The 13,272-nt window shown below is 44.2% G+C and carries 14 protein-coding genes; 3 read left to right on the top strand and 11 right to left on the bottom strand.

What is annotated here, in order from left to right; translation table 11 throughout:
- Positions 1–119: 119 nt before the first annotated feature.
- From L0P88_RS08340 to L0P88_RS08325, 4 genes are all read right to left on the bottom strand, one after another.
- Positions 120–617 carry a cupin domain-containing protein gene (locus tag L0P88_RS08340; protein ID WP_247134138.1) on the bottom strand — a complete coding sequence of 166 codons (498 nt, stop codon included), beginning with the start codon at positions 615–617 and terminating at the stop codon, positions 120–122.
- Positions 524–910, bottom strand: coding sequence for a hypothetical protein (locus L0P88_RS08335; protein ID WP_247134137.1), 387 nt, complete (start codon positions 908–910; stop codon positions 524–526). The genes L0P88_RS08340 and L0P88_RS08335 overlap by 94 nt, the downstream gene beginning before the upstream one ends.
- 79 nt (positions 911–989) lie before the next feature.
- On the bottom strand, positions 990–1,859 hold the full coding sequence (locus tag L0P88_RS08330) for a LytTR family DNA-binding domain-containing protein (RefSeq protein WP_247134136.1): 870 nt from the start codon (positions 1,857–1,859) through the stop codon (positions 990–992).
- Positions 1,860–2,011: 152 nt separating this feature from the next.
- Positions 2,012–3,685, bottom strand: coding sequence for a DUF885 domain-containing protein (locus tag L0P88_RS08325; RefSeq protein ID WP_247134134.1), 1,674 nt, complete (start codon positions 3,683–3,685; stop codon positions 2,012–2,014).
- 163 nt (positions 3,686–3,848) lie between these two features.
- On the opposite strand from L0P88_RS08325, the gene L0P88_RS08320 reads away from it, so the two are divergent.
- The 3 genes from L0P88_RS08320 (at position 3,849) to L0P88_RS08310 (ending at position 6,809) form a co-directional block, all read left to right on the top strand.
- On the top strand, positions 3,849–5,897 hold the full coding sequence (locus L0P88_RS08320) for a S9 family peptidase (RefSeq protein WP_247134133.1): 2,049 nt from the start codon (positions 3,849–3,851) through the stop codon (positions 5,895–5,897).
- The gene (locus L0P88_RS08315) at positions 5,881–6,303 is read left to right on the top strand and encodes a hypothetical protein (RefSeq protein WP_247134132.1); all 423 of its coding nucleotides are present in this window, start codon (positions 5,881–5,883) and stop codon (positions 6,301–6,303) included. Before L0P88_RS08320 ends, L0P88_RS08315 begins: the two co-directional genes overlap by 17 nt.
- Positions 6,304–6,392: 89 nt before the next feature.
- Positions 6,393–6,809, top strand: coding sequence for a DUF2141 domain-containing protein (locus tag L0P88_RS08310; protein ID WP_247134131.1), 417 nt, complete (start codon positions 6,393–6,395; stop codon positions 6,807–6,809).
- Between the two features lie 169 nt (positions 6,810–6,978).
- On the opposite strand, the gene L0P88_RS08305 is transcribed toward L0P88_RS08310, so the two are convergent.
- The 7 genes from L0P88_RS08305 to L0P88_RS08275 all read right to left on the bottom strand — a co-directional run bounded on the left by L0P88_RS08305 (position 6,979) and on the right by L0P88_RS08275 (position 13,241).
- A complete protein-coding gene (locus L0P88_RS08305) occupies positions 6,979–7,674 on the bottom strand; it encodes a polymer-forming cytoskeletal protein (RefSeq protein ID WP_247134130.1) in 696 nt (231 codons plus the stop codon).
- 30 nt (positions 7,675–7,704) lie between these two features.
- A complete protein-coding gene (locus L0P88_RS08300) occupies positions 7,705–8,457 on the bottom strand; it encodes a DUF4097 family beta strand repeat-containing protein (protein ID WP_247134129.1) in 753 nt (250 codons plus the stop codon).
- A 20-nt stretch (positions 8,458–8,477) separates the two neighbouring features.
- Positions 8,478–9,263, bottom strand: coding sequence for a HEAT repeat domain-containing protein (locus tag L0P88_RS08295; protein WP_247134128.1), 786 nt, complete (start codon positions 9,261–9,263; stop codon positions 8,478–8,480).
- Positions 9,264–9,265: 2 nt separating this feature from the next.
- Positions 9,266–9,784, bottom strand: coding sequence for an RNA polymerase sigma factor (locus L0P88_RS08290; RefSeq protein ID WP_247134127.1), 519 nt, complete (start codon positions 9,782–9,784; stop codon positions 9,266–9,268).
- Between the two features lie 249 nt (positions 9,785–10,033).
- A complete protein-coding gene (gene feoB / locus L0P88_RS08285; protein ID WP_247134126.1) occupies positions 10,034–12,271 on the bottom strand; it encodes a ferrous iron transport protein B in 2,238 nt (745 codons plus the stop codon).
- Positions 12,268–12,510, bottom strand: a complete 243-nt coding sequence (locus L0P88_RS08280; protein WP_247134125.1) for a ferrous iron transport protein A — start codon at positions 12,508–12,510, stop codon at positions 12,268–12,270. Before L0P88_RS08280 ends, feoB begins: the two co-directional genes overlap by 4 nt.
- Before the next feature lie 56 nt (positions 12,511–12,566).
- Positions 12,567–13,241 carry an SCO family protein gene (locus tag L0P88_RS08275; RefSeq protein WP_247134124.1) on the bottom strand — a complete coding sequence of 225 codons (675 nt, stop codon included), beginning with the start codon at positions 13,239–13,241 and terminating at the stop codon, positions 12,567–12,569.
- Positions 13,242–13,272: the final 31 nt, after the last annotated feature.

Genomic DNA, 13,272 nt, shown 5'->3' with positions numbered 1-13,272 from the left:
TGTTTCTAAATATACTAAGAAATCGCATTTTAAATGGATTCCTTCCTTAAGGGAGTAGTGTTGAAAAGCACCTTGGATTCCAGTGAAACCAAGGTGCTTTTCTTTGGATGGGATTACTTTTATGCCCCTTCCCCAAACATAAACAGAAAACCTTCAAAAGGGATGTCGTTCTCATTTAAGAATTCATGGGTACTGTTGGCCGGGACCAATATGGCCTCGCCCGCCTTCATTGTCGTGGTAAGACCATCAATGATAATGATGGCCTCTCCTTTAATGGCGATAAAGAGCGAAGGAAATGGATTGCTTTTGGAACGTTCGTCCTCATTGGCATGCTGTCCTTTTTTTAGGGCAAAGTATCCTGAGCGAAATCCTTTTTGGTAATAGAAAATTGATGCTTGTGCCCCATGTGTAAAGCGGGTGTAATCCAAACCGAAGGGGATGCGTTCGGGGATGCCCCTGGTCCAAAAGTGAAAGTATACCGAAAACATATCGTCCACAAAATCCGTATTCGGCTGAAAACCTGTCATGGTATCCACATCAAAAGGGGTAACATCCGTGGAAAAAGCTTTTGCGGATGCCGTAAGGGCATTAAGCTCACCCTTGTCGATCTTTTCCAATGTAGCCAGATCCGTTTAAAATAGTAGGTAGGCGTTGTAGGTTCTCCCTTGAACAATTGAACCGAGGCCGCACCACTTTTGGTTTTGGCCTTGGCCTTTACATGCCAGAATACGGTATCTACCTTAATTCCAAAAAGAGCATCCTTGGTAAGGGCAACGTCTTTTTGATAATCATCAACATAACGCATTAGAATACGTTCGGCCGTTTCGGTTTGGGGAAAAACGGCAAAAGGGTTTCCCATGGACAATAGTAGGGCAACCCCTAATTTTAAATGTAATCTTTTTGATTTCATGATCTACTGGTTTTTGTTTAACAAGAAGACATGATGGAAGCAAGTACTGTTACCCGAAGTTGCGGTTTAGGGATGAACATCACCGTTTTAGGGATGGATCGGAGGATAGGGAAGGCTTTTTTAGTTGCAGCAATAGTTTGGATTGACGGGATTTGGAAACTTCAAAGGGTTCCGGGATGTGATGTAGTTTTACTATTAGGCTGCCTGATTGATTTCTAAAGGATTCCAAATGGGTTTTGTTGATCAGTATGGAGCGGCTGATCCGAAGGATGGCGTTTGAGGTCAGTTTCTTTTCCAGTTTGGCCAAGGTCAACCGGATCAAATACTGCTTTACGGTCCCATTTTCGAGATAGTGGATACTGGCATAGTTATCTTCTGATTTAATGAATAGGATATTTTCCAGAGGTAGCGCAATTTCATCGTTTTTATAATCGCCCTTTAGTAGGATCATCCCATCTGGTTTGGACTTATCCCCTACAACGGAAAGTACCTCCTCAAACTCCCTTTTTACTTGGATGTGCTTAAAATAAAAGTGAATTCCAATGAATGATATGACCAAAATGGAACCAATTTCAAGAAGATGTTTAAAATAGCTTGGGAACAAAAAGTCATGAAAACCACCCAAAACATTGTAGACCATAAAGGTGGCATTGGCCGTAAACCATAACTCCAAAATAACCCAAACCATATAGTGGCGTGGCCTGCTTTTAGGGAAGAGCCAATAATAGATGATAAATTCTGACAGCAGAAGAACTAAAATGACCACTAAGGCAAAAATGAAAAGGGCCAGAATGAGCAGCGGAGTAATTTTTTCATCCGGTCTGTAGTTATTGACGCCAAAAGGTTGGAAGAACAATAGAAACAAAAAAATGAACAATCCGGAAAGGGTCGCCAATGTAATTTTGAACTTTCTGGAATCTGTATATTCAACTAAGTGTTTGTTGTTCATCTCAAGTTGTATTGATACGGCCCAAATAAAACAGGAGACGTTAGCGGTTTGGCCAAATATATGGTGATAACGGGTCGATATTGCCGTGTTTGTTTGCCCCTGGTTCCTTTAGGGTGCCTAAAAGTCCCGTTTGGTGGATGTGCCGAAAGTATTTAATCATCAAAAATGGTTTTTAGATACCCTTTTTCCCCTGTCATTTGCCAATGCCCCAACGCCATGGGGATGTTACCCATACTATTGAGGGTATCAAAAAAGGCCTTGGTGCTGAAGGGTTGGTCCCTTAGTTCCAAAATTCGGGCATAATCGGCCATAGCGGCTTCCATCAGGTATTTTCCCGTAATATAACTGGTGCCATAACCCGGTTGTCGTAAATAGAGATGCTGCTCAAAGATGAGCAGTTCCTTTTCGGTCTTCATCCATCCCCTTGGGGTGTATTCCGAGTGGATGCCACCCGCTTCTTCCATGGTCATTTCATTGGCATGGGCGTAAAGTGATCCCAATCCACGTGCCGCTCGTTGGGCGATCATGATATAGACAATTTCCCGACTTCTGGGAGAATCCTCATATAGCCCGGCATCCATAAACATTTCTTCCACGGCAGTGGCCATACCTTCATTGCGCGAATCAAAAATGTTGTACAACAGGGGTTTCCTGCGAATTTCGCTTTGGTGTGGTTCAATTTCCATTCTGGCCAGTTCAAACCAATGGTAAAAATGCGAATAGAGGGGTCGTTGGTCATAATGCGCCCCGATCCAAAAGAAATTACGTTTCGCTTCGGGCACGAAACTTCCCAATTGTTCACGAAGTGCGGGCTCAAAATAGGGTTTTACGGTAACAATGTCCTGTTGATCTAGAAAATCAATCAAACTTCTTGCCGATTCATCAGCCATTTTATCATACGCTTCCGGGGAGTCCGCGGCAACCAATTCAGGGAAACTGCGATTTCTGTGTTCCTCCAGTTTTAGCGAAGCCCATGCCCTGGCCAATTCCCGTTTCAAAATCATGACTTCGTCTTCCCAAGTAAGCGGCACTAGATGTACATTCCGTAAATACCACGTATAGTTTTCCTTGCCAATACCCGATGGACCCGTTTTTGTCTTTGCTTCTTCTTCCAACCATTGGGCGAATGCATCGGTAGCGCCGATCGCATCATTAAGAGCCGTTACCAATTCAGTATGATTCTTAACTTCGGGTTCTTCAAGAACCCCACTTAAAACCAAGCTTTGGGTTTTGATATCCCTTATTCCGGTAACCCATAGGTCTTTGGCATTGCCTGTAAGATTCAGTTGCGCTTGTTCGTTCAAAGGGGGAATGATCTTCAGGTCACGGATCAACCGTTCTTTTTCACTTTCGGAAAGTGGAAATTCATAGGTCCATAGTTCCGTAGTGCCATGATGTGTTGGCCCTTCATGTGCGGGAACATCGCTTTTGTAGGTCCAAACGGTTTTGTAAAATGCGGGATCCCGTTCCCACGGCTTTAAAACCCTATGGTTAAAATCATACCCATTCATTTCGGCCCAAACGATCATCCAGTCCACTTGCCGATCGATTGCCCAGGCCGTAGTATCGATTTGCTGTAGCTTTTGTTGCAACGCCTTGAATTCTGGCCAACGTTTTTCAAAGGTTGCTTTGGTATAATCCGGAGCGCCCTCAAGTTTTGGTGGGTTTTCAAAGGAACGCCATTCATGAAAGAGGTCGACGAGATCAGCATAATCATTGGTCGTAAAGGCGATGTTTATGGATTCGGCAGTTTTTTCTGCATCCTTGTTTTTACATCCTATAAAGGTAAAGATGACGCATAGTGCCAAAAGGATGGTATTTTTCATGAGCGCTGTTTTCGTTTTTAATGGTATTGGATGGGTGTGTAAAGGCGGACTAATTGGTTGAAAATTGGGTTGTTGCCCTAAAGATATAAGATAATTGTTAAGAAAAGTAGTTTGCCAAAACCTCCCTTTCTGGCTACCTTTAGAAGCTACTAAAAACAAGAAAATGCGACTATTTCCCAGTTTTATTGCAATACTATGTATTGCGCTGCTCTCAAATGCCCAAAAACCCGGTTTTTCTTATTTGGATGTTTTTGATTTACAGTATGTCCAAGACCCACAGATATCCCCAAACGGAGATTGGGTGGTTTATCGGCGTATGGGTTTTGATATCATGAAGGACCGTGCCTGGGGCAATCTTTGGTTGATACGGACAGATGGGAGCCAACACCAAAAACTAACTTCCCGCGAGGTATCCGAAAATGGCCCAAAATGGTCTCCCAGTGGGGATCGAATTGCTTTTTCCAGCAGTACGGATGAAGGCTCGGAAATTTATATCCATTGGGTGGAAACAGGGAAAACAGCCCGATTGTCCCAACTGCCTTTTGCTCCCAGTTCATTGACCTGGTCGCCGAACGGGGCGTATTTGGCCTTTTCCATGAATGTGCCCAAGTCTCCTCCGGTGATTGCCAAAATGCCCAAAAAACCCAAAGGGGCCAAATGGGCGGATACACCTAGGATTACGGATAGGGTCTATCATGAAGCGGATGGACGTGGGTATCTCAAACCTGGGTTCAATCACATTTTTGTGATGCCTTCAAATGGGGGAGCCCCAAGACAGGTTACTTCAGGGGACTGGCATCATCGCGGGACCCTGTCATGGGCCCCGAACGGTTCAAAAATTTACTTCTCCGCAAATAGGGTGGAGGATTGGGAATATCGCTTTCGCAACAGTGAAATATATGCCGTGGATGTAGAGTCCGGAAACATTACCGCTCTGACCGATAGGGACGGTCCAGACTATGGCCCCCAGGTTTCACCGGATGGGCGTTATATTGCCTATATCGGCAATGAGGATAAAAGGGAGGCCTACCAGGTCCGCAAACTCCATCTTATGAATGCGGACGGAAGCAACAAAAGGAGTATTTCCGATGATTTGGACAGGAGTATTTCCAATATTACCTGGGATTCCAAAAGTGGGGGACTATATTTCAATTATGACGATAAGGGCAATGGAAAAATAGGTCATATTACGCTCTCGGGAAAGGTGACCAAACTGGCAGATGACCGCGGAGGCACTACGTTGGGAAGACCTTATGGTAGTGGCACGTACAGCGTTTCCAAAAATGGGGCCATAGCCTATACCCACTCCAGACCGGATTATCCGGCGGAATTGGCCATCGTGCCCGTAAAAGCAAAAACCCCCCGGAAGGTCACCGATTTAAATGGCGCACTTTTGGATTATAGGACCCTGGGCAAAGTGGAAGAGGTTTGGTACAAATCTTCCTATGACAATCGGGATATTCAAGGATGGGTGGTTTATCCCCCTAATTATGATGCGTCCAAAAAATATCCCTTTATGGTAGAGAATCATGGAGGGCCTATTTTGAATTATGGGGACCGATTTTCCATTGAGATGCAACTTTATGCCGCTGCGGGTTATGTGGTATTTTATCCCAATGCCAGGGGGAGTACCAGCTATGGGGAGGAATTCGGAAATTTATTGTACCGTAATTATCCGGGACAGGATTATGATGATACCATGGATGGTGTTGACCATTGCATACAAATGGGGATTGCCCATGAAGACCAATTGTTTGTCACGGGAGGTTCCGCTGGAGGAATTATGACCGCATGGATGATCGGGAAGAACAATAGGTTTGAGGCGGCGGTGGTCGCCAAGCCCGTTATGAATTGGATCAGTAAGACCTTGGTGGCGGACAATTATTTTGGTTACGCCAATACCCGCTATGAAGGGCAGCCATGGGAAAATTTTGAGCACTACTGGAAATTTTCGCCCATTTCCCTCGTTGGTAATATTGAGACCCCAACCATGGTGATGGTAGGGATGAACGATTTGCGTACCCCGCCCAGTGAGGCCAAACAACTGTACCATGCCCTAAAATTGCGCAAAAAGGAGACGGTACTGGTAGAAATACCTGGAGCCAGCCATGGAATTGCCAGTAGGCCAAGTAACCTCATCACCAAGATTTCACACACCGTGGCCTGGTTCGATAAGTATAGGAAGGATTCAAAAGATGAAGAAAAGGAGTAATTGGTTTTGGAATATTTTAATTATTGCTACCCTTTTGCTATGCACTTTTGTCTTTATACTCCATTATAAAAACTATACCAAAATCAAAGAGGGCCATTTTCAGGTGGTTTCCGGTTTTTACCAACAGCGAATACCTTTGGCCAACATACATGGGGTGGAATTTGTTCCCAGAATCCCCGAAATGGAACGGAAGAACGGTTTTTCCTGGTTGACCCGGGAAAAAGGAGTCTTCCTGGATTCCGTATCGGGAAACAAGATCTATGTTTTTGTGGACGATTTGCAGCAACGGAAACTGAAGATCCAATATGGGGAGTCACGGGAACTCTACTTAAATTTGACCGATAGTTTGGAGACCCAAAAAATCTATACAACCCTCAAGACTTTTATGGACCCTACCACGGAATAAGGAAAGTTTTATAAATAGACATAGGCCCACCTTGGTTTTGACATAGTTGGCCCTGTTTTTGTGTTATTGGTTTTTTAACTGTTTTAAACATGAAGAAAAACGTTGTACTGTGGATGTTGTTGGTTGGCCAGGTCATGGTGTTACAATCACAGCATAAATTAACAGTAACGGTAAATGACGTCCCCGATTCAATGGGTAAAATAAGTGTGGCCCTGTACAATGATGCCGAAGGATTTTTAAAATTTGACCGCGTGTTTCTTTCAGAATCGGTGGCTGCCAACAAGGGGAATACCAAAGTGGTTTTGGAAGGGGTCCCCAATGGCAACTATGCCGTTGCCCTTTTTTATGACAAGAACGGAAATGATGAGTTGGACACCAATTGGATGGGTATTCCCAAGGAAAAGGTGGCTTTCTCCAATGCCAAAATGAAACTTTTTGGCCCCCCGTCCTTTAGGGAGTGTGCTTTTGATATCTATCAGGACAAGACCATCCAGATCGGTCTCTAAGCAAAATCCTAATTTCGATACAATTTTTCTTCATTTCATTACGAAAAACCACTCAATTTGACGGATTTATGGCTAATAAAAATTCTATCGAACCCACGGTATTTAGAATTCAGCATAAAGAAAAAGACACCCGAAACAGGTGCCTTTTTTATGGTTTACGTAAAGCATTTTAGAGCCTCAAATACATATTTCCATTAATGGTATTGAGTTTCAATTTGGTCACCCCTGCCAAGGTTAAACTCTCCACTTTCTGACCCACATGGCGATCGTATGATTTTAACTTTAGCTTTTCATCGGCATAAATATCACCGTGTATGGTTTCGGCAGTGAAAGCCACGTTGTTTACTTTTACGTCTATTTCCCCATTGATGGTATTTAACTTCAAATTGCCGGAATATTGTTTGATTTCAATATCGCCATTGATCAGATCGGCTTCAAAATTCCCTTCTATGCTATCGGATTGTAGACTTCCATTGATGCTTTTTACCTTGAACTGGGCGTTTTTGGGTACGTAAAGGACATAATTGAACTCGTATTCCTGACACCAGTACCGCTTCTTTTGGGCCATACGCTTTTCCCTGTAGGCTTCAAAAAGGGCTTCGGTATCCGATGCGATTGAAATCAAACTACGCTCCTCTTTTACTTCCAATTTGTAAAGATCCAATAACTCCGGGGTTTCCGAGGAAAGGGTGGCCTTAAAATAAACGGTCGGTTTGTCCCAGGTCTTTACTTCAATGGTTGAAGCGAAAGGGGTATCCATTTCTATAAACTGGCCTTTATGGTCCAGGTTCTTTTCGATGGTTTTCTGGGCCTTTCCAACAGAAACCATGAGGCAGAGCGCGATAAGGATTGTCGTTTTTTTCATGATTGCTCGTTTTTAGAAGATTTGATCGGATTATTTTTTTCTCAAGTAAATGTTACCGTTGGTGGACTTTAGCTTTATGCTCACCCCTCCGTTGTTGATATTGCCCTTTATGTTTTGGCTGGAAATTGTGGTAAGCCCTTCTTTCTGTGGTCTTTTAAGGTCGAAATTGGTATAGACCTCCCCGTTTGTGGTACCCAGGGAGAGATTGGCGGGCGTACTGGCCGGCATGGTAATGTCTACGGCACCATTGGTGGTGTAAATTGAAGTGGGGGAACTTTGCTTTACGGTTTTAAACACAACTTCAATATCCCCGTTCAGTGCATTGGCGGTTACGGGCCCGGTCACATCCATAATTTTAATGCCTCCATTAAGTTGGGCATCGGCCTCGATTTCTCCTGAAAAACCTTCAATTTCCACATCGCCGTGCCAGGTTGTCTTTACGGATACGTTTTGTGAAGCTGGAAGATAAATAAGGGCATGATCCGACTTTCTAAGGTTTTTTACAATGAGGTTGTTGCCATCTTGTACCACGGAAAACCCAACATCGGTATTGTCCGTTCCGCCGCCGCTCACCAATTTTAGTCCTTTTGCCCTATTCGGCCGTTCCTCCCGTGCTTCACTTTTAATCAATAATTGGTCACTGTCGTGCGTCTTAAGGATAATTTCTGCCTTGGATTCAATCTTTACCCATTCAATCCCATTTAAGGATTTGGTATAATCGTTTTGGGCATGTGTGAAGGCCGTAACCGCACACAGTATTAGAATAGTTGCTAATCGTCTCATAATTGTTCGCTTTTTGATATTTATATAATTTTTGGTAATAATGAATTGATTTCTTCCTTGATAAAGGGCTGGGTATCTTCTTTTTTCAAAAGCTCCCGCATAGGTGCAATCGCTTTTTTCTCTTGCATATCGACCAGTATTTTAATGAGGGTCACCTGGATGCTTGGGTCCTTTTCCGTCTGTAGGGCCTGGATAAAAAAGGCCTTCACCTGTTCGGATTGCGTAAATCGGGATAGGGCTTCCACAGCCGTTAGGCGCACATTGGTATTGTCATCGGTCAACATACGTTCGGCAAGGGCTTCCACAATGGCTTCATCCGGTTCGGGAAACTCATCGATAAACTGTACTCCCTGTATCCGTTTACTTGCGGATTGGTTCTCCATTAAGGAAATCATGGTGGTCTGCTTCAATTCAAGTTGCTCTCCCTGAACCAGGGCCATGGTTTCCTGTGTTTCCCGGGACTCAAAATAACGTCCCATTAGGAAAGAACCTACTAAGATGGCGATGCTGGCCGCCACCCTAAAGACCTGGGCAATACCTTTGCTTGGTTTCGATGGTAAGGAAATCACCTTAACCTGATTGTTTTTCTCTTCTTGGAGCATCCTTTCAAAATTCATGGCCAATCGTTTTGAGGGTGTTACGGTTTCCTCGGTCTTTATGGCTTCAAAGAGTATTTTGAATTCTTCAACTTCTTTTCGAAAGTGCTCATCGGCCGATAGCTGCCTTTCGAATGCAGCAACTTCGGATTTGGATAGTGTACCATCTAAATAGTCCGATATTTTCGCTTCCATTTCCTTTTTTTCCATGACTAAATGGTTTGCAGGTAAATTATTTTTAATTTTTTTAGGGCGCGGCTCATCTTTGTTTTGACCGCACCCGGAGTGGTCTCCATGATTTCCGCCAATTCCTGGTATCTGATCCCTTGAAACCGGTTGAGGATCACCACTTCCCGATCGGAAGCCTCCAATTGTTGCAAAGCCTTGTGCAAATGGGAATAATCTTCTGTCCGGTCCTCTTCCCCAATTCGGTAGGTTACGGATTCCAAATCCCCATGCACCTCCTTGTTTCTTATAAAATGGGTCTTTAAACTGTTCCTGGCTATGGTAAACAACCATGAAATAAAACTGCCGTTGTTGTATGTTGTTTTGTACTTGATCACTTTGTAAAACACATCCTGGGTTAAATCCTCACTTAACATTTTGTCCCCGGTCATCTTGAACAGAAAATTGTACACATGCCTATGGTGCCTGTTAAATAGGATTTGTAGCATATCCAAATTTCCATGGGCCACTTCGGCCATTAACTGCTCGTCATTCTGTTCGCTCAACGATTCTGTTTTTAGTTGGTGTTCAGTCTATATAGTCAGGAAAATACAAAAGGTTACATCCCCATGCACATTTTTTTGGGAGCGGTCCTTAAAAAGGGGTTGGGAAAGGAATCAACAGCCACAGTCCGTGCCGCAACCCTTGGAAGATTTCTTTTTTGATGATAAAAGGGGGAGGGGTACAATAAATCGGTGCACCAAATAGACCAGTGCCGCTGCAAGAATGAGGTATGCAATTAATTGTTGTACCATTTATTTTAGGAATTGATAAGCCGTCAAGGCTACAAGATACGCTATTCCGCTCATAAATACCAGTTGGAGGATGGGCCATTTCCAGGAGTTGGTCTCCCGTTTTACAATGGCCAGCGTGCTCATGCACTGCATGGCAAAGGCATAAAACAGCATTAGGGAAATTCCCGAGGCCAAATTAAAGAGCGGTCTTTGATTTGTTTCGTCCAATTCTGCCGCCATCCTATTTTTAATGGTTTCCTCCTCATCATTGCCAACGCTGTAAATGGTGGCCAACGTACCTACAAATACTTCCCTCGCCGCAAATGAGGTTAACACGGCAATGCCTATTTTCCAATCATAGCCCAAGGGTTTTACCACGGGTTCAATGAACTTTCCTGCATAGCCTATATAGGAATGTTCCAATTTATAGCTTGCGATTTCCTGGGCCTTTGCCCTTTTAAAAAGCTCATTGTTCAATAAGCGCAACGAATCCTGTTCCACAGTAAGGTCCAGGGGATTGGGTATTTTACCGGTATCCTCCCCTTTTTCCGTGGCAAAGGTCAGCACGTTTTTTCTGATGTAGTTTTTGCTATAATCATTTAACCCATGTTCCTGGATCCGTTTGCCAACGATTTCCTCCGCATTTTTAAACTCTTTGGAATACCCATTGGAGCCCAAGAACCACAGTACGATGGATATGGCCAAAATGATCTTTCCCGCTCCAAAAACAAAGCTCTTGGTTTTTTCGACCACCGTATACCCCACGTTTTTGAACAGGGGCATTCTATAGGTAGGCATCTCTATCATGAACAGGGACCTACTTTTAATTTTTAGGATGCTGTTCAGCACCTTGGCGGCGATGATTGCCATGGCAAACCCAAGGAGATAGAGGAGCATAAGGGTCAGGGCCTGATAACTTAGGCCAATAAAACGCCCTTCCGGAATGACCAGGGCGATTAGAATAAGGTAAACGGGCAAACGTGCGGAACAGGTGGTAAAAGGGACCACCAAAATGGTAATGAGCCGTTCCTTCCAGTCTTCAATGGTCCTTGTGGCCATGACCGCCGGAATGGCGCATGCCGTTCCCGAAATAAGGGGAACCACGCTTTTTCCGCTAAGACCAAAGGGACGCATCAATTTGTCCATTAAGAACACTACCCTGCTCATATATCCGGATTCCTCCAAGAGTGCAATGAACAGAAACAAAAAAGCAATTTGGGGAATAAAAACGGCAATACCCCCAATTCCGGCCAGGATACCTTCTGCCAACAAATCCGTTAATATTCCGGGTGGAAGGGTTTCCTTTAGCCATTCGCCGGCGGCGGCGAATTGCTCATCGATAAAATCACTGGGGTAGGTGCTCCATTCAAAAATGGCCTGAAAGATGAGGAGCAGGATGGCCATAAAAATAAGGTATCCGAACACACGGTGGGTCAGTATCCTATCCAGGTTGGCCCTAACGCCCTTTGCCGCCTGTGCGTCCACTTTATAGGTGTCCTTTAGGACCCCATTGATAAACTGGTAGCGCAGGACCGTTTCCCGATGCTGTAATTTCTTGAGTTCCGCTTTTGATTTGGTGGAAAAGGAGGTGGCGTCCTGTATGCGCTTTTTCTCAATGGGCATAAAGTTCACGTCCTGGGTAATTACCAGCCAAAGCTTGTACAGATTCTCTTTGGGGAAGGTGTTTTGCAAGCGCTCAAAATAGTCCGGGGCAATTTTTGAGGCATTGAGATTGGGCGTATTGACCAGACTTTTATAGTGGGCGATCAACTCCTTGATGTGTTGGATACCCTCCGATTTTCGGGTACTGACCAAGGCGATTTTGGTGCCCAACTTTTGCTCCAGGGCATCAATGTCAATTGAAATTCCATTTTTGGACATGCGATCGCTCATATTGATGACCAAAATGGCGGGAATCCTTAAATCCTTGATTTGGGTGAAAAGCAACAGGTTGCGCTTAAGGTTTTCCACATCGGTAATCACAATGGCGACATCCGGGTAGTCCTTATCGTTTTTGTTGAGCAACAATTCCACCACAACACTTTCATCCAGGGAAGTGGTGTTGAGGCTATACGTACCGGGCAAATCCAGGATATGGGCTTTGTCCCCATTGGGGAGCTTGCAGATGCCCTCTTTCTTTTCCACGGTAATACCGGGATAATTGCCAACCTTTTGCTTGAGTCCGGTAAGCTGATTGAAAACGGAGGTTTTTCCTGTATTTGGATTCCCAATAAGGGCAACTTTGATGCTTTTGCTCATTGGCCGATATGGTCTTCAAGTAGTTCCAATTCAATTCTTTCGGCCGTGGCTCTTCTAATGGCAATCCGGGATCCGTTGACGTTAATGTAGATGGGGTCCTTGAGCGGGGCAATTTGCAGGAGTTCCACTTCATTTCCGGGAAGGCAACCCAGTTCCAAAAGTTTAATGGGAATGGTGGTATCCCCAAAATCCTTGATTATTCCCTTCTGACCTGGTTTTAGTGTAGCAACGGAAGCCAATACTTTTTATTTAGAATCATTTTAATTAAACAAAAGTAAGGTAAAAAAATGAAAGCCTAGTTGTTATAGGAATTCTTTAGGATGGCCAGGTCCTGCAACAGTTTCTGGATTTCTTCCGTATTGGTACCATCATAGAATCCGCGAATCCGCTTTTCCTTATCCACCAAAATGAAGTTTTCGGTATGGATCATATCAAAGGGACCTCCATCCCCATCGGTTTTGACCGCTAAATACGATTTTCTGGCGAGCTCATAAATCTGCCTTTTATCCCCGGTGACCAGGTTCCATTTGGAATCCAATACCCCTTTCTCAAGAGCGTAGCGCTTTAATTGGGCAACAGTGTCAATTTGTGGGGTTACCGAGTGGGAAAGGAGCATCACGTCATCATCATCCAGGATACTCCCTTGGATTTCAGCCATATTCTTGGTCATGATAGGGCAAATGGTGGGACAGGTGGTAAAAAAGAAATCGGCCACATAGATTTTGTCCGTGTACGCCTCCTGAGTGATGGTATCCCCATTCTGGTTAATCAACTCAAAATTGGCAATGGTATGGTACTTTTTTACATCCAGCAAGGTGCTGTCCACCAATTCCGGGTTGACCATGTTGGGTTGGTAGATCGGTAATCTTTTGTTGGGCTTGAGGGCATCATAAATAAAGTAAATGATGACCAGGGACAGCAGGGAGAAAACCAGGGCAAAAAGACGGTATTTGGCAAAAAATCGACGCATAGTTGCAAAATTACGTCCAGAAAATCCCTTT

The sequence above is a fragment of the Muricauda sp. SCSIO 64092 genome, from assembly GCF_023016285.1.
Lineage (GTDB): Bacteria > Bacteroidota > Bacteroidia > Flavobacteriales > Flavobacteriaceae > Croceivirga.
This window is presented reverse-complemented; position numbering and strand designations above follow the sequence as displayed.

Excerpts from the sequence above, each read along its gene's own strand:
- L0P88_RS08335 (WP_247134137.1), bottom strand. The coding sequence starts at position 910 with ATGAAATCAAAAAGATTACATTTAAAATTAGGGGTTGCCCTACTATTG.
- L0P88_RS08330 (WP_247134136.1), bottom strand. The coding sequence starts at position 1,859 with ATGAACAACAAACACTTAGTTGAATATACAGATTCCAGAAAGTTCAAA.
- L0P88_RS08325 (WP_247134134.1), bottom strand. The coding sequence starts at position 3,685 with ATGAAAAATACCATCCTTTTGGCACTATGCGTCATCTTTACCTTTATA.
- L0P88_RS08320 (WP_247134133.1), top strand. The coding sequence starts at position 3,849 with ATGCGACTATTTCCCAGTTTTATTGCAATACTATGTATTGCGCTGCTC.
- L0P88_RS08315 (WP_247134132.1), top strand. The coding sequence starts at position 5,881 with ATGAAGAAAAGGAGTAATTGGTTTTGGAATATTTTAATTATTGCTACC.
- L0P88_RS08310 (WP_247134131.1), top strand. The coding sequence starts at position 6,393 with ATGAAGAAAAACGTTGTACTGTGGATGTTGTTGGTTGGCCAGGTCATG.
- L0P88_RS08305 (WP_247134130.1), bottom strand. The coding sequence starts at position 7,674 with ATGAAAAAAACGACAATCCTTATCGCGCTCTGCCTCATGGTTTCTGTT.
- L0P88_RS08300 (WP_247134129.1), bottom strand. The coding sequence starts at position 8,457 with ATGAGACGATTAGCAACTATTCTAATACTGTGTGCGGTTACGGCCTTC.
- L0P88_RS08295 (WP_247134128.1), bottom strand. The coding sequence starts at position 9,263 with ATGGAAAAAAAGGAAATGGAAGCGAAAATATCGGACTATTTAGATGGT.
- feoB (WP_247134126.1), bottom strand. The coding sequence starts at position 12,271 with ATGAGCAAAAGCATCAAAGTTGCCCTTATTGGGAATCCAAATACAGGA.
- L0P88_RS08275 (WP_247134124.1), bottom strand. The coding sequence starts at position 13,241 with ATGCGTCGATTTTTTGCCAAATACCGTCTTTTTGCCCTGGTTTTCTCC.